An 18,533-nucleotide genomic window follows, 5' to 3' on the forward strand; every position below is an offset into this window, starting at 1 on the left:
TACACTTAATTGACTATTTATTTTTACACATTGACACACTCCCTGTCATATTCACTACACGCCATGTTGTGGTGGGTAGACCGGGAGTCTGTGATGAAAAAGATACGTCCATTAACAGAAGCCGATGTGACTGCGGAATCGGCTTTTTTTATGCAGCGCCGACAGGTGCTAAAAGCATTAGGCATCAGCGCGGCCGCCTTATCCTTACCCTCAACGGCGCAGGCCGATCTCTTCAGTTGGTTTAAAGGCAACGATCGTCCGAAAGCGCCTGCCGGTAAACCGCTTGAGTTTAGTCAGCCTGCCGCCTGGCGAAGCGATTTAGCGTTAACGCCGGAAGATAAGGTGACGGGCTACAACAATTTCTATGAGTTTGGCCTTGATAAAGCCGACCCGGCGGCCAATGCCGGAAGTCTGAAAACCGAACCGTGGACGTTGAAAATCAGCGGGGAAGTCGCGAAGCCATTTACGCTGGATTATGACGATTTAACACATCGTTTCCCATTAGAAGAGCGTATCTATCGAATGCGCTGCGTCGAAGCGTGGTCCATGGTCGTGCCGTGGATTGGTTTCCCTTTATATAAGCTACTCGCGCAGGCACAGCCCACCAGCCACGCTAAATATGTGGCATTCGAAACGCTATACGCGCCGGATGATATGCCAGGACAGAAAGATCGCTTTATTGGCGGCGGACTGAAATACCCTTATGTCGAAGGGCTACGTCTGGACGAAGCCATGCATCCGCTGACTCTGATGACCGTTGGCGTCTATGGTAAGGCGTTACCCCCGCAAAACGGCGCGCCTATTCGACTCATCGTTCCATGGAAGTATGGTTTTAAAGGTATTAAATCTGTTGTTAGCATTAAACTCACCCGCGAACGTCCGCCAACCACCTGGAATTTGTCGGCTCCCAACGAATATGGTTTTTACGCCAATGTGAACCCGCATGTGGATCATCCACGCTGGTCTCAGGCTACCGAACGCTTTATTGGTTCAGGCGGTATCCTCGATGTGCAAAGACAGCCGACGCTGCTGTTTAACGGCTACGCCAATGAAGTCGCTTCGCTGTATCGCGGTCTCAATTTGCGGGAGAATTTTTAAGTGCGTCTGACAGCAAAACAGATAACCTGGCTAAAAGTTTGTCTGCATCTTGCCGGTTTTTTGCCGCTTCTGTGGCTCTTTTGGGCGATAAATCACGGTGGACTCAGCGCAGACCCGGTAAAGGATATCCAACACTTTACCGGCAGAACCGCGCTCAAATTCTTGCTCGCCACCTTGCTGGTTTCACCGCTGGCGCGCTACGCTAAACAGCCATTATTGATACGCACACGCCGCCTGTTAGGATTATGGTGTTTCGTTTGGGCTACGCTGCATTTAACCAGCTATGCCTTACTGGAACTGGGGATACATAACCTAGCGTTGTTAGGAAGCGAGTTGATTTCACGCCCTTATTTGACGCTTGGGATCATTAGCTGGCTGGTGTTATTGGCGCTGACGTTGACCTCAACGCAATTTGCGCAGCGTAAATTGGGCAAACGCTGGCAAACACTGCATAACGTCGTCTATCTTGTCGCGATCCTGGCTCCCATACATTACCTGTGGTCGGTAAAGATTTTATCACCGCAACCGGTCATCTACGCGGCATTAGCGTTAGCCCTTTTAGCGTTGCGTTACCGGAAGTTTCGCCAGTGGTGGCGCTAGTTTGGTGAACTGTGCGGTCGATTGCAAAACGCAAAACAGGTAATGTCCTTTTTATGTTTCAGGTTGATTATCTTCCCTGATAAGACCAGTATTTAGCTGCCAATTGCGACGAAATAGTTATAATGTGCGACTTTACATTGCCCAACGGCGATTTTCGTTCGCAGAAAGGGTGACAATCGAGCAATGAAGGTATATTTTGTTTTTTGCCCGAAAATGGCAGAAGATAGCCACACAATGACTGGCAAATCATGAATTTCACCTTCGGGTGCTACGGCATAACAGGCAAATCAAAGATGCGCGGTATTTTACCCGCGGCAGTCATTCACATGCTTTACAGACGGCGCTAAAACGCCTGTCACAATCACACTAAACAAAGAGTACGGAACCCACTCATGGATATTCGTAAGATTAAAAAACTGATCGAGCTGGTTGAAGAATCAGGTATCTCCGAACTGGAAATTTCTGAAGGCGAAGAATCTGTTCGCATCAGCCGCACAACGGCAAACGCCGGTTTTCCGGTGATGCAGCAGGCTTATGCGGCGCCGATGATGCAGCAACCCGCTCTGTCTAACGCTGTCGCGCCAGCGGCTACTCCAGCAATGGAAGCGCCTGCCGCAGCGGAAATCAGTGGTCACATCGTACGCTCCCCAATGGTTGGTACTTTCTACCGCACCCCAAGCCCGGACGCGAAAGCGTTCATCGAAGTGGGCCAGAAAGTGAACGTGGGCGATACCCTGTGCATCGTTGAAGCCATGAAAATGATGAACCAGATCGAAGCTGACAAAGCAGGTACTGTGAAAGCGATTCTGGTCGAAAGTGGTCAACCGGTAGAATTTGACGAGCCACTGGTCGTCATCGAGTAACGAGGCGAACATGTTGGATAAAATTGTCATCGCCAACCGCGGCGAGATCGCACTACGTATTCTTCGAGCCTGTAAAGAACTCGGCATCAAGACCGTCGCTGTGCACTCAAGCGCGGATCGCGATTTAAAACACGTATTGCTGGCGGATGAGACGGTCTGTATTGGCCCGGCACCGTCCGTAAAAAGTTATCTGAACATCCCGGCTATCATTAGCGCCGCTGAAATCACCGGCGCGGTGGCAATCCACCCGGGTTACGGCTTCCTTTCTGAGAACGCCAATTTTGCCGAGCAGGTTGAACGCTCCGGCTTTATCTTTATCGGCCCGAAAGCGGATACCATCCGCCTGATGGGCGATAAAGTGTCCGCGATTACCGCGATGAAAAAAGCGGGCGTTCCGACCGTACCAGGATCTGACGGCCCGCTGGGCGACGATATGAATGCGAACCGTGCTCATGCCAAACGTATTGGCTATCCGGTGATCATCAAAGCGTCCGGCGGCGGCGGCGGCCGCGGTATGCGCGTGGTTCGTAGCGATGCTGAACTGGCGCAGTCCATCTCCATGACCAAAGCGGAAGCGAAAGCGGCTTTCAGCAACGACATGGTATACATGGAAAAATACCTGGAAAATCCACGCCACATCGAAATTCAGGTGCTGGCGGACGGCCAGGGCAACGCTATCTATCTGGCGGAACGCGACTGTTCCATGCAGCGTCGCCACCAGAAAGTGGTTGAAGAAGCCCCGGCGCCAGGCATTACGCCGGAACTGCGTCGCTATATCGGCGAACACTGCGCGAAAGCGTGCGTAGACATCGGCTATCGCGGCGCAGGGACGTTCGAATTCCTGTTCGAAAACGGCGAGTTCTATTTCATCGAAATGAACACCCGTATTCAGGTTGAACACCCGGTGACTGAAATGATTACCGGCGTCGATTTGATCAAAGAGCAGTTGCGCATCGCGGCGGGTCAGCCGCTGTCGATCACACAGGACGAAGTTGTCGTTCGAGGCCATGCGGTAGAATGCCGTATCAATGCCGAAGATCCGAACACCTTCCTGCCAAGCCCTGGCAAAATCACGCGCTTCCATGCGCCTGGCGGCTTTGGCGTTCGCTGGGAATCTCATATCTACGCGGGCTACACGGTGCCGCCGTACTATGATTCCATGATCGGCAAACTCATCTGCTACGGTGAAAACCGCGACGTGGCGATTGCCCGTATGAAAAATGCCCTGCAGGAACTGATTCTCGATGGTATCAAAACCAATATCGATCTGCAGACCCGCATCATGAATGACGAGCACTTCCAGCACGGTGGAACCAACATCCACTATCTGGAGAAAAAACTCGGTCTTCAGGAAAAGTAATCGCACGTTAATCTCAAAAGGCCGGTGAATCCGGCCTTTTTTATTTCTGGGGATAGCGATGCCCCATCATGTACAATTCCCGCTTTCTTCACCCATAAGGGATAAAAAATGGACGCTCGTTTTGTTCAGGCCCATAAAGAGGCGCGCTGGGCGCTGTGGCTGACCCTTTGCTATCTGGCGGCATGGTTAGTGGCTGCTTACTTACCTGGAGACTCGCCGGGAATTACCGGTCTGCCGCACTGGTTCGAGATGGCCTGCTTATTGACGCCGCTGGTCTTTATTTTGCTGTGCTGGGCGATGGTGAAATTCATTTATCGCGATATTTCGCTGGAGGATGACGATGCAGCTTGAGGTCATTCTACCGCTGGTAGCCTATCTGATCGTGGTCTTCGGGGTCTCGATTTACGCTATGCGCAAGCGTACCGCCGGCACTTTTTTAAACGAATATTTTCTTGGCAGCCGTTCGATGGGCGGGATCGTGCTCGCGATGACGCTTACCGCCACCTATATTAGCGCAAGTTCATTTATCGGCGGTCCCGGCGCGGCTTATAAATACGGTCTGGGCTGGGTCTTGCTGGCGATGATCCAGCTTCCCGCCGTCTGGCTTTCACTGGGTATTCTGGGTAAAAAATTCGCTATCCTGGCGCGTCGCTATAATGCCGTCACGCTTAACGATATGCTATTCGCGCGTTACCAAAGCCGCCTGCTGGTGTGGTTGGCAAGCCTGAGTTTATTGGTCGCGTTTATTGGCGCAATGACCGTACAATTTATCGGCGGCGCGCGACTGCTGGAAACCGCGGCGGGGATTCCCTACGAAACCGGCCTGCTAATATTTGGCGTCAGTATCGCACTCTATACGGCGTTTGGCGGCTTTCGCGCCAGCGTACTTAACGATACGCTACAGGGCCTGGTGATGCTGGTCGGCACGATAGTGCTGCTGGTGGGCGTGATCCATGCGGCGGGCGGTCTAAATCAGGCCGTTGACACGCTGCACGCTCTCGACCCCAAACTGGTAACGCCGCAGGGCACCGATGACATACTTTCTCCCGCCTTTATGACCTCTTTTTGGGTACTGGTCTGTTTTGGTGTGATTGGCCTGCCGCATACGGCGGTGCGCTGCATCTCCTATAAAGACAGTAAAGCGGTACACCGGGGCATTATTATCGGTACGATTGTCGTGGCGATTTTAATGTTCGGGATGCACCTTGCCGGCGCGCTGGGTCGCGCGGTGCTTCCGGATCTGACGGTGCCGGATCTGGTGATCCCAACGCTAATGGTGAAAGTTTTGCCGCCGTTTGCCGCCGGGATCTTCCTCGCTGCGCCAATGGCGGCGATCATGTCAACAATTAACGCCCAACTGCTGCAAAGTTCCGCGACGATCATTAAAGATCTCTATCTCAACCTGCGCCCCGATCAGATGCAAAATGAGATCCGGCTGAAGCGTATGTCGGCAGCGATTACATTACTGCTAGGCGCGCTGTTGCTGCTGGCCGCATGGAAACCGCCAGAGATGATCATTTGGCTCAACCTGCTGGCGTTTGGCGGCCTGGAAGCGGTGTTCTTATGGCCGCTGGTATTGGGCCTTTACTGGAAGCGGGCAAACGCGGCAGGCGCATTAAGCGCCATGATCGTGGGCGGCGTGCTATATGCCCTGCTTGCCACATTTAATATTCAGTACCTGGGCTTTCATCCGATTGTGCCCGCGTTACTGTTAAGTTTATTGGCTTTTCTGATCGGAAACCGATTCGGCTCTTCCGCTTCGCAAGCCACCGTATTGTCTACTGATAAATAAAGAGTTTTGCCATGCCATGGATCCAATTGAAACTGAATACCACCGGCGCGAATGCTGAAGAGCTGAGTGATGCGCTGATGGAAGCGGGCGCCGTTTCCATTACCTTTCAGGATACGCACGATACGCCGGTTTTTGAGCCGTTGCCGGGCGAAACCCGTCTGTGGGGCGATACCGATGTGATCGGTCTGTTCGACGCCGAAACCGACATGAAAGACGTTGTCGCGATTCTGGAGCAACATCCGCTGCTGGGTGCCGGATTTGCCCATAAAATCGAACAACTGGAAGATAAAGACTGGGAACGCGAATGGATGGATAATTTCCATCCGATGCGTTTTGGCGAGCGTCTGTGGATTTGTCCCAGCTGGCGTGACATTCCGGACGAGAATGCCGTCAACGTGATGCTCGACCCGGGACTGGCGTTCGGTACGGGTACGCACCCCACCACCTCTTTATGTCTGCAATGGCTGGACGGGCTCGATCTCAACGGCAAAACCGTGATCGACTTTGGCTGCGGTTCAGGCATTCTGGCGATTGCCGCGCTGAAACTGGGAGCGGCAAAGGCGATTGGTATTGATATCGATCCGCAAGCTATTCAGGCCAGTCGCGATAATGCTGAACGCAACGGCGTGTCTGACCGGCTGGAGCTGTACCTGCCGAAAGACCAGCCAGAAGCCATGAAAGCCGACGTGGTCGTCGCTAACATCCTGGCAGGCCCATTACGCGAACTGGCCCCGTTAATCAGCGTACTGCCCGTTGAGGGCGGTCTGCTGGGGCTTTCAGGTATTCTCGCCAGCCAGGCGGAAAGCGTCTGCGATGCTTACGCCGAGCTTTTCACTCTCGACCCGGTCGTCGAAAAAGAAGAATGGTGCCGCATTACTGGCCGTAAAAAATAATTCTTGTCAGCGTGGTCGCCCGGCCACGCTTTTCTCCACACAACTGCCTTAACACCTTTCTGTCACCGAGACATCATTAAATTCATCAAATGAATGCCTGAAATAACTTCTTTGTCACTATCCGTCTGGATAAACAGCTGCTACCAGCGGACAAAAGGTACTGGCGTTTTAACGGGTCGCAGCCATCGTCCTCGTGCTTAGTAAATGCTGTCCGGGTTGTTCTGCAGCATCCGCTAACCCTCTCTTCAACGCAGCTGGAAAAATTTATCCGTGCCATTCATGAACACAAAAGCGCATCTGTGCGCCCCCTTCCGACTGGCAACGGAGAAAAGTCACGCGCAGCGGGAAGTGATCTTGTCCTGAAACGAGACGGCGATCCCATTCATTTGGGGTAATTAGCTTATAAAAAAAGCAGATTATTCCGCTTATCTTGTTTCTGGTCGAAGAAATAGAGAGAAGTTACGGGAATTTGTAAGCGCGTACAAAACCGCCGACAACAAATAACCCTATGATTTTACTGAATTATAAATTTATTTTGCTGTTTTTAAGCACGATTCATTGATCTACAACAGTGGATTGTTCAAAGTTTGGCCTTTCATCTCGTGCAAAAAATGCGTAATATACGCCGCCTTGCAGTCACAGTATGGTCATTTCTTAACTCATGCGCATCGGACAATATCAGCTCAGAAATCGCCTGATCGCAGCGCCCATGGCTGGCATTACTGACAGACCTTTCCGGACGCTGTGCTATGAGATGGGAGCAGGATTGACAGTATCCGAGATGATGTCTTCTAACCCGCAAGTGTGGGAAAGCGATAAATCTCGTTTACGGATGGTGCACGTTGATGAGCCAGGAATTCGCACGGTGCAAATTGCCGGTAGCGACCCTGTTGAGATGGCCGATGCCGCACGTATTAACGTGGAAAGCGGCGCCCAGATTATTGATATCAATATGGGGTGCCCGGCGAAGAAAGTGAATCGTAAGCTGGCAGGTTCAGCCCTCTTGCAGTACCCGGATTTAGTGAAGTCTATACTCATCGGGGTCGTAAACGCAGTGGACGTTCCTGTGACTCTCAAGATTCGCACCGGCTGGGCGCCGGAACACCGTAACTGCGTAGAGATTGCCCAACTGGCTGAAGATTGTGGTATTCAGGCTCTGACCATCCATGGCCGCACCCGCGCCTGTTTGTTCAACGGAGAAGCTGAATACGACAGTATTCGGGCAGTTAAGCAGAAAGTTTCCATTCCGATTATCGCGAATGGCGACATTACTAACCCGCATAAAGCCAGAGCTGTTCTCGACTATACAGGGGCGGATGCCCTGATGATAGGCCGCGCAGCTCAGGGAAGACCCTGGATCTTTCGGGAAATCCAGCATTATCTGGACACTGGGGAGCTGCTTCCGCCGCTGCCGCTGGCAGAGGTAAAGCGCTTGCTTTGCACGCATGTTCGGGAACTGCATGACTTTTACGGTCAGGCAAAAGGGTACCGAATCGCGCGTAAACACGTCTCCTGGTATCTCCAGGAGCACGCTCCAGACGACCAGTTTCGGCGCACATTCAACGCTATTGAGGACGCCAGCGAACAGCTGGAGGCGTTGGAGGCATACTTCGAAAATTTTGCGTAAACAGAAATAAAGAGCTGACAGAACTATGTTCGAACAACGCGTAAATTCTGACGTACTGACCGTTTCTACCGTTAACTCTCAGGATCAGGTAACCCAAAAACCCCTGCGTGACTCGGTTAAACAGGCACTGAAGAACTATTTTGCTCAACTGAATGGTCAGGACGTTAATGACCTGTATGAGCTGGTACTGGCTGAAGTAGAACAGCCCCTGTTGGACATGGTGATGCAATACACCCGTGGTAACCAGACCCGTGCTGCTCTGATGATGGGCATCAACCGTGGTACGCTGCGTAAAAAATTAAAAAAATACGGCATGAACTAATTTCGATTAGCTAACTGCTTGTTTAAAAAGGCGCTACTCGGCATGGGGAAGCGCCTTTTTTATACGCATCACATGGAATTTGGTCATGAAAGCGGAATGTGAACCTCAGTACTTTGGCGATGAATCGAAGAAGATTATTCACGGTGACGCGCTAACAGAACTTAAAAAACTGCCTTCTGAAAGCATTGACTTAATTTTTGCCGATCCGCCTTACAATATCGGAAAAGATTTCGACGGTATGGTGGAATCCTGGGACGAAGCGTCTTTTCTGGCCTGGCTGTATGAATGCATTGATGAGTGCCACCGCGTACTGAAGAAACACGGCACCATGTACATCATGAATAGCACAGAAAATATGCCGTATATCGATCTCAAATGCCGAACGCTTTTTACCATCAAAAGCCGTATCGTCTGGTCCTATGATAGTTCCGGGGTGCAGGCGAAAAAATACTTTGGTTCTATGTATGAACCGATCCTGATGATGGTAAAAAACCCGAAAAGCTATACCTTTAACCGTGACGCGATTCTGGTCGAGACCACCACGGGCGCTAAGCGCGCGCTAATCGATTATCGAAAAAACCCGCCCCAACCATACAATCAGAAAAAAGTGCCGGGCAACGTCTGGTCATTTCCTCGCGTACGTTATCTGATGGATGAATATGAAAACCATCCTACGCAAAAGCCCAGCGCGCTGTTAAAACGGATCATACTGGCCTCTTCTAACCCGAGCGATACTGTATTGGACCCTTTCGCGGGCAGTTTCACCACAGGCGCTGTCGCAGCGGAGTCAGGTCGTAAGTTTATCGGTATTGAACTCAATAATGAATACGTAAAAATGGGGCTCAGAAGATTGAGCGTCACTTCGCATTATTCAGAAAATGAACTTGCAAAAGTCAAAAAGAGAAAAACACAAAACCTATCCAAAAAGCAGCGAAATGTCGGGATAAACGCGCTATCTTCAGAGAAGTAAAAGCATTGTAAGTCCTCTTTTCAGCGTCAAAATTTCATGTATATTCCCAGCACGCATGGGCATGAATACACAGGATTTGACGATGATACGTAAGTATTGGTGGCTGGTTGTTTTTGCCGTCTCCGTTTTTCTTTTTGATGCGCTTTTGATGCAATGGATCGAATTGATGGCGACTGAACAGGATAAGTGCCGAAACATGGATTCGGTTAACCCTCTCAAATTGATCAATTGTACCGATCTGGAGTAGCGAATCGGGCGATTTAACCTATGATTATTTATCACCCGGATTTCTTTTATCCCTTATAAAAACAGGGAATTAAAACACGTTGAGGATAAAAGAAGGGGGGATACTGTCTCGTCCTGTTCTTTTCCTGCATAACCAATGAGCTAATGATACATGCCGGTTAGTGAGTACAACCACATCCTTGTGGCGGTTTCATTTGCTGTCGCTATTTTTGCGTCCTATACCGCATTAAATATGGCCGGACGCGTAGCCGGAAGCGCCCGATCAAACGCCAGAATATGGCTAATGGGCGGCGGCTTCGCGCTGGGCGTCGGTATTTGGGCGATGCATTTTGTCGGGATGCTGGCGATGGATCACGCGATGAACATGCGCTTCGATCCGTTCCTCACCGGCCTCTCCATGCTGATCGCGATCGGCTCCTCCCTGTTTGCGCTATGGCTGGTTAGCGCTGAAAAACTGCGCCTGCGCCGTTTACTGCCGGGCGCGCTGGTGATGGGACTGGGCATCAGCGCAATGCATTATACCGGGATGGCGGCGCTGCAATTTGCTTCCATTATCGTCCGGAATAGCGCATGGGTTGCCCTCACTATCATTATCGCGCTACTGGCGGCCTGCGGCGCGCTGTGGCTCACGTTCCGCCTGCGTCATGAGGGAACAGATGTCGCCCTGAGGCGAGCAGGCGCCGCGGTATTAATGGGGATAGCTATCGCCGGCATGCATTACGCCGGCATGAAGGCCGCACACTTTCCCCAAAACTGGCCGATGGAACATCGTGGCGTCGATAGCAACTGACTGGCTGTTCTTGTCAGCGTGGTCGCGCTGACTATCCTGGGCATTACTCTTCTGGTTTCTTTATTTGACGCCCGGCTTCAGGCCCGCACCGCACTACTTGCCTCTTCGCTGGCGCAGGCGAACCAGGAACTGGCGCAGTTGGCGCTGCATGATACGCTCACCCGTTTACCAAACCGGGTACTCCTTGAGGATCGTCTGGAACAGGCCATCAGCAAAGCGAATCGGGAAAACACGTCTTTCGCGCTACTGTTTATGGATCTGGATGGCTTTAAAACCGTTAATGACGCCTATGGTCATGATATCGGCGATAAGCTACTGGTGGCGGTCACGCATCGTCTGAACCAACCGCTGAGCGGGCAGTTTACCCTGGCGCGGATTGGCGGCGACGAATTTGTGCTGCTTGCAGAAGTCAGCGCGCCTGACGAAGCGGCTTCCCTTGCCAGCGCGCTGGTACATTCGATAGATGCGCCCTTTACGATAGATCCGTATGAACTGGTCGTCACCCTTAGCGTGGGAATAGCGCTCTATCCGCTGGACGGAAAAAACGAACGGGAACTGATGTTCAACGCCGATGCCGCAATGTACCACACGAAACATACGGGACGTAACGGATACCATTTCTTTCAGCCATCAATGAATATGCTGGCGCAAACCCAACTTCAGCTAATGAATGACCTGTGGCTGGCGCTGGAAAGACAAGAGCTCAGGCTAGTGTATCAGCCTAAATTTCAGGCTCCTGCCGGCCCTATTGTAGGATTTGAGGCCCTGTTGCGCTGGTATCATCCAAAACAAGGCGTACTGAATCCTGACCAGTTTTTACCGCTGGCGGAAAAAACGGGTCTTATCGTCACTATCGGTAGCTGGGTGATAGACGAGGCGTGTCGACAGCTCCGCGAGTGGCACTTACAGGGATACGCCTTATGGTCAGTGGCGGTAAACCTGTCCGCCTTACAATTTGAGCAGCCCGGGCTTGTGGACACCATTACGCGGAGCCTGGCCCGACACAGTATCCGTCCCGATTTATTGATTCTGGAAATCACCGAAACCACGGCGATGAACAAGCCAGAGCAAAGCGTCGCTATACTCACCAGATTAACGGAAATGGGGGTTAAGGCCTCTATTGACGACTTTGGCACCGGTTATTCCAGCCTTCTCTATCTGAAACGTCTTCCGGCGTGCGAACTAAAAATTGATCGCGCTTTCGTACATGAACTCAGCGAGGCAGGCGACGGCGCGACCATTGTTGCGGCTATTGTCGCGCTGGCGAAAGCGTTAAATCTGCAAATTGTGGCAGAAGGGGTAGAGAATGAAACGCAGCAACAATTTTTGACCCAGTTAGGATGCCATACGCTTCAGGGGTTCCTGCTTGGCAAGCCGCGTACGGCAGAGGAAATTGCTCGCGATATTCGGGACCCTGCCAATATATTCACAAGGCCAATATATAATATCAACTCAAAATAATCTCAGGCTTCTTCCGCCTGTTGTTCATTTGGCATTAATTGCCTCACACTGCCATCCGGGCTTAGCATTTTTAATAAATTATCGACTAATGCAGGCGCCTGCTTATAAAGATCATAACTTGTGGGATTCATTAACCAGTTCTTTACTATTCCGCTAAAACTACCATGCAGAATAATTAATATGACATCCAGATCAAGACTGCCTGAGATCAGCTTTTTATCCATACATCGCTGTAATACTTCAAGCAGCGACTGATGATGGAAACCAATCTTCTCCCGAATGGCCTGTTCCGATATCATACCATTATGGAATTCACATTTATGATATAAAATCTGCATTAATGCCTGCTGACGAGGCACTGCCGCAATATATTGTAAGGCTGCAATAAATTTCTCTCGTAGATCCTGTAAAGGATTATCATTCCAGCATCCCGTAAGCCTATCCTGAATAAGTTCGCGTAAAGGTGGTTGCTGTAACCAAACCTCATTAAACAACTGCGTTTTATTCTCAAAGTGCCAGTAGATGGCGCCCCGCGTGACATCAGCGGCATCAGCGATATCATTCAGCGTCGTGTTGGCAACGCCGCGCAAAGCGAACTGCGCAATAGCGGTTTCAATCAAATGTTGCCGCGTTTTAAGCGCATCCGCCTTCGTTTTCTTCGCCATAATTAAGATATCCTGGACCATAAAAACGATAAATACGCTGATAAAACACTCAGCACAAAAAACAACTTTATCATGTCCTTTTTAGTCAGACGAGAGACAGCTATTTTTATTTCGCACAATATCGCCAAATCAATAATAAAAACAAATAAATTAATAAAACACATTCATATAAAATATATATTTCTATTTATGTTATTCAACATCATGATTTTACTAATCGGGACATTATGAAACGACAGGGAATAGTTCTTTTTTTTTGCTTTTATGTGCCGTGAACCCCATCCCAAAATAAGTATTGCTTACATCACAAGCTAATAATTTGTAGGATACCCCACTGCTATTCTATTTTTCGCGCGTTAACGCCTTACCGTTATCCGGTGAATAACGAGCTTTCGGTTTTTTAAGGAACAGTAATGACGAAACATGCCAGGTTTTCACTCCTGCCCTCATTCATCATATTCTCTGCTGCGCTGCTGGCCGGTTGTAATGACCAGGGAGATACCCAGGCTCATGCCGGCGAGCCGCAAGTCACCGTCCATGTGGTCGAAACAGCGCCGCTAGCCGTAACGACCGAACTTCCCGGACGTACGTCCGCATTTCGCATTGCGGAGGTTCGCCCCCAGGTGAGCGGGATCGTGCTTAAAAGAAACTTCACCGAAGGTAGCGATGTAGAGGCCGGGCAGTCGCTCTATCAGATCGATCCTGCCACTTATCAGGCTGATTATGACAGCGCTAAAGGCGAACTTGCTAAAAGCGAAGCGGCTGCGGCTATCGCGCACCTGACGGTCAAACGCTATGTTCCACTGGTCGGCACAAAATATATCAGCCAACAGGAATATGATCAGGCGATTGCCGACGCCCGCCAGGCCGATGCCGCCGTTGTGGCGGCAAAAGCCGCTGTTGAAAGCGCGCGTATTAACCTTGCGTATACCAAAGTCACCTCACCCATCAGCGGGCGTATAGGAAAATCTAATGTGACTGAAGGCGCGCTGGTGACTAATGGTCAGTCAACTGAACTGGCTACCGTGCAACAACTCGACCCGATTTATGTCGACGTGACGCAATCAAGCAACGACTTTATGCGACTCAAGCAATCCGTCGAACAAGGTAACCTGCATAAAGACAGCGCCAGTAGCACGGTTCAACTGGTAATGGAAAATGGTCAGGTCTACCCGATTAAAGGCACGCTGCAATTTTCCGACGTTACCGTAGATGAAAGCACCGGCTCTATCACGCTCAGGGCGGTTTTCCCTAACCCGCAACATAGTCTGCTTCCCGGTATGTTTGTTCGCGCCCGCATTGATGAAGGCGTCCAGCCCAATGCCATCCTTGTCCCCCAGCAGGGCGTGACCCGCACGCCGCGCGGCGACGCAATGGTGATGGTGGTTAACGATAAAGCCAGGTCGAAGCCCGCAATGTCGTGGCGGCGCAGGCTATTGGCGATAAATGGCTCATCAGCGAAGGGTTAAAACCGGGCGATAAGGTCATCGTCAGCGGCTTACAAAAAGCGCGACCGGGCGTCCAGGTGAAAGCCACTACCGATGCTCCTGCAGCGAAAACGGCGCAATAAGGTAACCGTACATGGCAAACTTTTTTATTAGACGTCCTATTTTCGCCTGGGTTCTGGCCATTATCCTGATGATGGCTGGCGCACTGGCAATAATGCAGCTTCCCGTTGCGCAGTATCCAACCATTGCGCCGCCAGCGGTTTCTATTTCTGCAACCTATCCTGGCGCGGATGCGCAGACGGTACAGGATACGGTTACTCAGGTTATCGAACAAAATATGAACGGTATCGATAACCTGATGTATATGTCCTCTACCAGCGACTCTGCTGGTAGCGTGACCATCACCCTGACCTTCCAGTCCGGAACCGATCCGGATATCGCGCAGGTTCAGGTGCAAAATAAATTGCAGCTCGCCACGCCTTTACTGCCGCAAGAAGTCCAGCAGCAGGGGATTAGCGTTGAAAAGTCCAGCAGCAGCTTTTTGATGGTCGCCGGGTTCGTCTCGGATAATCCGAACACTACCCAGGACGACATCTCTGACTATGTCGCCTCTAACATTAAGGATTCTATCAGCCGTCTGAATGGTGTGGGCGACGTTCAGCTATTTGGCGCACAGTACGCCATGCGTATCTGGCTGGATGCGAATCTGCTAAATAAATACCAGCTCACGCCAGTTGACGTCATCAACCAGTTAAAAGTACAGAACGACCAGATTGCGGCAGGCCAACTGGGCGGCACGCCAGCATTACCGGGCCAGCAGCTTAACGCCTCAATCATCGCCCAAACGCGTCTGAAAGATCCGGAAGAGTTCGGCAAAGTTACGTTGCGCGTCAATACCGACGGCTCTGTCGTTCATCTCAAAGATGTCGCGCGTATTGAGCTTGGCGGTGAAAACTATAACGTTGTAGCGCGCATTAACGGTAAACCGGCCTCCGGTCTCGGTATTAAACTGGCGACCGGCGCTAACGCGCTGGATACCGCAACCGCAATCAAAGCGAAACTGGCGGAACTGCAGCCTTTCTTCCCCCAGGGAATGAAGGTGGTTTATCCTTATGACACAACGCCCTTCGTAAAAATATCTATCCACGAAGTGGTAAAAACGCTGTTTGAAGCGATTATTCTGGTGTTCCTGGTAATGTATCTGTTCTTACAGAATATCCGGGCAACCCTGATTCCTACCATCGCTGTTCCTGTCGTGTTGCTAGGCACTTTTGCGGTACTCGCCGCCTTTGGCTACTCTATCAATACCCTGACGATGTTCGGCATGGTACTGGCGATAGGGCTGTTGGTTGACGATGCGATAGTGGTCGTAGAAAACGTTGAACGTGTAATGATGGAGGATAACCTTTCTCCCCGAGAGGCGACGGAAAAATCCATGTCGCAGATTCAGGGAGCGCTGGTTGGTATCGCGATGGTACTGTCTGCGGTATTTATCCCGATGGCCTTTTTTGGCGGCTCGACCAGGGCAATTTATCGCCAGTTCTCTATTACTATTGTTTCAGCAATGGCGCTATCCGTTCTGGTTGCGTTGATTCTGACGCCAGCGCTATGCGCTACACTGCTTAAACCCGTATCTGCTGAACATCACGAGAAAAAAAGCGGCTTCTTTGGCTGGTTCAATACCAGGTTTGACCACAGCGTTAACCACTATACTAACAGCGTAAGCGGCATCGTGCGTAATACGGGTCGCTATCTCATTATCTATCTACTTATTGTAGTCGGAATGGCGGTTCTGTTTTTACGCCTCCCGACCTCCTTCCTGCCGGAAGAAGATCAGGGGGTATTCCTGACCATGATTCAGCTCCCCTCTGGCGCTACGCAAGAACGTACGCAGAAAGTGCTGGATCAAGTCACTCATTACTACCTGAATAATGAAAAAGCGAACGTCGAAAGCGTGTTTACCGTAAACGGCTTTAGCTTTAGCGGTCAGGGACAAAACTCAGGGATGGCATTTGTTAGCCTTAAACCCTGGGAAGAGCGTAACGGTGAAGAAAATAGCGTCGAAGCCGTTATCGCCAGAGCGACACGCGCCTTTAGCCAGATTCGCGACGGGTTGGTGTTCCCCTTCAACATGCCGGCAATTGTCGAGTTAGGTACCGCGACAGGTTTCGACTTTGAACTGATTGATCAGGGAGGACTCGGTCACGATGCGTTAACAAAAGCGCGTAATCAACTCCTGGGTATGGTCGCGAAGCATCCTGATCTATTAGTGCGCGTACGCCCGAACGGGCTGGAAGACACGCCACAGTTCAAGCTGGATGTCGATCAAGAAAAAGCGCAGGCGCTCGGTATTTCGCTGTCTGATATCAACGAAACCATCTCCGCGGCGTTGGGCGGCTATTACGTTAACGACTTTATCGATCGCGGACGAGTGAAAAAAGTATACGTTCAGGCTGACGCTCAGTTCCGTATGCTGCCGGGAGATATCAACAATCTTTATGTACGCAGCGCCAATGGCGAGATGGTGCCCTTCTCTACCTTTAGCTCAGCACGGTGGATTTATGGTTCGCCACGCCTGGAACGCTATAACGGGATGCCGTCAATGGAACTGCTCGGCGAAGCAGCACCCGGACGAAGCACCGGTGAAGCCATGTCGTTAATGGAAAACCTGGCTTCACAGCTACCAAACGGTATTGGCTATGACTGGACAGGTATGTCGTATCAGGAACGGTTGTCAGGTAACCAGGAGCCGGCGCTGTACGCAATCTCACTCATTGTCGTTTTCCTCTGCCTTGCCGCTCTGTATGAAAGCTGGTCAATTCCGTTCTCGGTAATGCTGGTCGTACCGCTCGGCGTGGTTGGCGCTCTGCTTGCAGCGTCATTGCGCGGCCTGAATAATGACGTTTACTTCCAGGTTGGCTTGTTAACCACGATTGGCCTTTCTGCTAAAAACGCCATCCTGATTGTTGAGTTCGCCAAAGATCTCATGGAAAAAGAAGGACGTGGATTGATTGAAGCGACGCTGGAAGCATCCCGTATGCGTTTACGTCCTATTCTAATGACCTCGCTGGCCTTTATTCTCGGGGTAATGCCGTTAGTTATCAGTCGTGGCGCAGGTAGTGGGGCACAGAACGCAGTAGGCACAGGGGTTATGGGGGGAATGTTAACCGCAACCTTATTAGCTATCTTCTTCGTGCCAGTATTCTTCGTTGTTGTAAAACGCCGATTTAATCGCCATCATGATTAACCAGTAAACAGAGGCGTCTTCGGACGCCTTTTAAACGGTACGTCTTTATCTCCGCTATTCCCTCTCTCCGCTTACCTCTGCATTCTCCATAGTTTTTACAATTCACATGAATTGAGATGATTCCTCATGTCAGCCATTTTTTCTGTGGTGGTAAAATAGCTCTCGTTTTCGCAGCGGTTAGAGCCAGCATTTACGTTGCTGTACTTTGCGAAACGCTGATTAATGAGGTAACACCATGAAAAGACTAATTCCAGTTGCATTGCTTACCACCTTATTGGCAGGTTGTGCACATGATTCTCCCTGCGTACCGGTTTATGACGATCAAGGGCGGCTGGTTCATACCAATACATGTATGAAAGGTACTACGCAGGATAACTGGGAGACAGCAGGCGCTATTGCTGGCGGCGCTGCGGCGGTAGCAGGGTTGACGATGGGTATCATTGCGCTTTCTAAATGATACATGCAGGCGCGGCAATGCCGCGCTTTCAGTAATAATATAAAGGTCGTAAGGATACTCAGCGACGTAATCTGTTCAGCCTGTCCCCCGAAAGTTAACACGATAAAACGCTCTCTTTTCTTACTCGCCCATCCCGATGGTATTTATTCTATTCCTTGTCCGATGCAGACAAAATTGTAGCTTGATAGCATCGTAAGCCGCATTAAAAACAGGCTTTATACAGTAAGACTTAGAGCGTGGTCATTAGGCGTAATTATTACAGACAGTCTGGATAAAAACCGGAGCATACACGTAATATATGAGGATTTTGAGCACAGTCCCTGGGCCAAACTGGCAAATAAAATAGCCTAATGGGCCAGATTTTTAGTCCTCAGCGAATATCTCTATTGCTTATTAGAGGCGTAAGTAAAAGCCGTTTGTACATCTACTTCAGCACGGTTCACATTCGATGGTTCAGGCGGATATATGGCGGGAAATCACGTTTACTAAAACGGTTTTTATCCACTCTACGAAGATGTTTAAAACGCGTCGGCGCCATTAACCGATAACTTTTTCCATAGAGAGATAAATGCAAAAAGGCCCAATCTTTCGATTGGGCCCTTTGCTTTATTTGATGTCTGGCAGTTCCCTACTCTCGCATGGGGAGACCCCACACTACCATCGGCGCTACGGCGTTTCACTTCTGAGTTCGGCA

The 18,533-nt window shown here is 50.6% G+C and carries 15 protein-coding genes and 2 pseudogenes; 16 read left to right on the plus strand and 1 reads right to left on the minus strand.

Annotated elements, in window-relative coordinates; translation table 11 throughout:
• The first annotated feature begins 93 nt into the window (after positions 1-93).
• The 13 genes and pseudogenes from msrP (at position 94) to ACLJRU_RS22100 (ending at position 12,022) form a co-directional block, all read left to right on the plus strand.
• Positions 94-1,098, plus strand: coding sequence for a protein-methionine-sulfoxide reductase catalytic subunit MsrP (gene msrP / locus ACLJRU_RS22040; RefSeq protein ID WP_000723877.1), 1,005 nt, complete (start codon positions 94-96; stop codon positions 1,096-1,098).
• Positions 1,099-1,698, plus strand: a complete 600-nt coding sequence (gene msrQ, locus ACLJRU_RS22045; protein WP_001240053.1) for a protein-methionine-sulfoxide reductase heme-binding subunit MsrQ — start codon at positions 1,099-1,101, stop codon at positions 1,696-1,698.
• A gap of 392 nt (positions 1,699-2,090) precedes the next feature.
• Positions 2,091-2,561, plus strand: coding sequence for an acetyl-CoA carboxylase biotin carboxyl carrier protein (accB, locus tag ACLJRU_RS22050; RefSeq protein ID WP_000354626.1), 471 nt, complete (start codon positions 2,091-2,093; stop codon positions 2,559-2,561).
• Between the two features lie 10 nt (positions 2,562-2,571).
• Positions 2,572-3,921, plus strand: coding sequence for an acetyl-CoA carboxylase biotin carboxylase subunit (gene accC, locus ACLJRU_RS22055; protein ID WP_001540989.1), 1,350 nt, complete (start codon positions 2,572-2,574; stop codon positions 3,919-3,921).
• Positions 3,922-4,029: 108 nt separating this feature from the next.
• The gene (locus tag ACLJRU_RS22060; protein ID WP_000340018.1) at positions 4,030-4,272 is read left to right on the plus strand and encodes a YhdT family protein; all 243 of its coding nucleotides are present in this window, start codon (positions 4,030-4,032) and stop codon (positions 4,270-4,272) included.
• Positions 4,262-5,713 (plus strand): sodium/pantothenate symporter, encoded by a 1,452-nt coding sequence (gene panF / locus ACLJRU_RS22065; RefSeq protein ID WP_038394045.1) that lies wholly within the window; start codon positions 4,262-4,264, stop codon positions 5,711-5,713. Before ACLJRU_RS22060 ends, panF begins: the two co-directional genes overlap by 11 nt.
• Positions 5,714-5,724: 11 nt before the next feature.
• Entirely contained in the window at positions 5,725-6,606 is an 882-nt protein-coding gene (prmA, locus tag ACLJRU_RS22070; RefSeq protein WP_001145849.1) for a 50S ribosomal protein L11 methyltransferase, read from the plus strand.
• Between the two features lie 137 nt (positions 6,607-6,743).
• Entirely contained in the window at positions 6,744-7,001 is a 258-nt protein-coding gene (locus ACLJRU_RS22075; RefSeq protein WP_223201883.1) for a carbonic anhydrase family protein, read from the plus strand.
• Positions 7,002-7,267: 266 nt separating this feature from the next.
• Complete coding sequence (gene dusB, locus ACLJRU_RS22080) at positions 7,268-8,233, plus strand: tRNA dihydrouridine synthase DusB (RefSeq protein WP_001219664.1); 966 nt, start codon at positions 7,268-7,270, stop codon at positions 8,231-8,233.
• A 25-nt stretch (positions 8,234-8,258) separates the two neighbouring features.
• The gene (fis, locus tag ACLJRU_RS22085; protein ID WP_000462905.1) at positions 8,259-8,555 is read left to right on the plus strand and encodes a DNA-binding transcriptional regulator Fis; all 297 of its coding nucleotides are present in this window, start codon (positions 8,259-8,261) and stop codon (positions 8,553-8,555) included.
• A gap of 85 nt (positions 8,556-8,640) precedes the next feature.
• Positions 8,641-9,525, plus strand: coding sequence for an adenine-specific DNA-methyltransferase (gene yhdJ / locus ACLJRU_RS22090; RefSeq protein WP_000642612.1), 885 nt, complete (start codon positions 8,641-8,643; stop codon positions 9,523-9,525).
• 82 nt (positions 9,526-9,607) lie between these two features.
• The gene (locus ACLJRU_RS22095; RefSeq protein ID WP_000620015.1) at positions 9,608-9,772 is read left to right on the plus strand and encodes a DUF2556 family protein; all 165 of its coding nucleotides are present in this window, start codon (positions 9,608-9,610) and stop codon (positions 9,770-9,772) included.
• Positions 9,773-9,922: 150 nt separating this feature from the next.
• Positions 9,923-12,022, plus strand: a pseudogene (locus tag ACLJRU_RS22100) (putative bifunctional diguanylate cyclase/phosphodiesterase).
• Between the two features lie 2 nt (positions 12,023-12,024).
• On the opposite strand, the gene envR reads toward ACLJRU_RS22100, so the two are convergent.
• Positions 12,025-12,687, minus strand: a complete 663-nt coding sequence (gene envR, locus ACLJRU_RS22105) for an acrEF/envCD operon transcriptional regulator (RefSeq protein WP_001085718.1) — start codon at positions 12,685-12,687, stop codon at positions 12,025-12,027.
• A 413-nt stretch (positions 12,688-13,100) separates the two neighbouring features.
• Between envR and ACLJRU_RS22110 the strand changes: the two are divergent.
• The 3 genes and pseudogenes from ACLJRU_RS22110 (at position 13,101) to ACLJRU_RS22120 (ending at position 17,839) form a co-directional block, all read left to right on the plus strand.
• Positions 13,101-14,257: pseudogene (locus tag ACLJRU_RS22110) on the plus strand (efflux RND transporter periplasmic adaptor subunit).
• An 11-nt stretch (positions 14,258-14,268) separates the two neighbouring features.
• Positions 14,269-17,382 carry an efflux RND transporter permease subunit gene (locus ACLJRU_RS22115; protein WP_011264397.1) on the plus strand — a complete coding sequence of 1,038 codons (3,114 nt, stop codon included), beginning with the start codon at positions 14,269-14,271 and terminating at the stop codon, positions 17,380-17,382.
• A 235-nt stretch (positions 17,383-17,617) separates the two neighbouring features.
• Positions 17,618-17,839 carry a membrane protein gene (locus ACLJRU_RS22120; protein ID WP_000825645.1) on the plus strand — a complete coding sequence of 74 codons (222 nt, stop codon included), beginning with the start codon at positions 17,618-17,620 and terminating at the stop codon, positions 17,837-17,839.
• Positions 17,840-18,533 lie beyond the last annotated feature (694 nt).

This window comes from Salmonella sp. SAL00653 (genome assembly GCF_046552515.1).
In the GTDB taxonomy this organism is placed as follows: Bacteria; Pseudomonadota; Gammaproteobacteria; order Enterobacterales; family Enterobacteriaceae; genus Salmonella; species Salmonella enterica.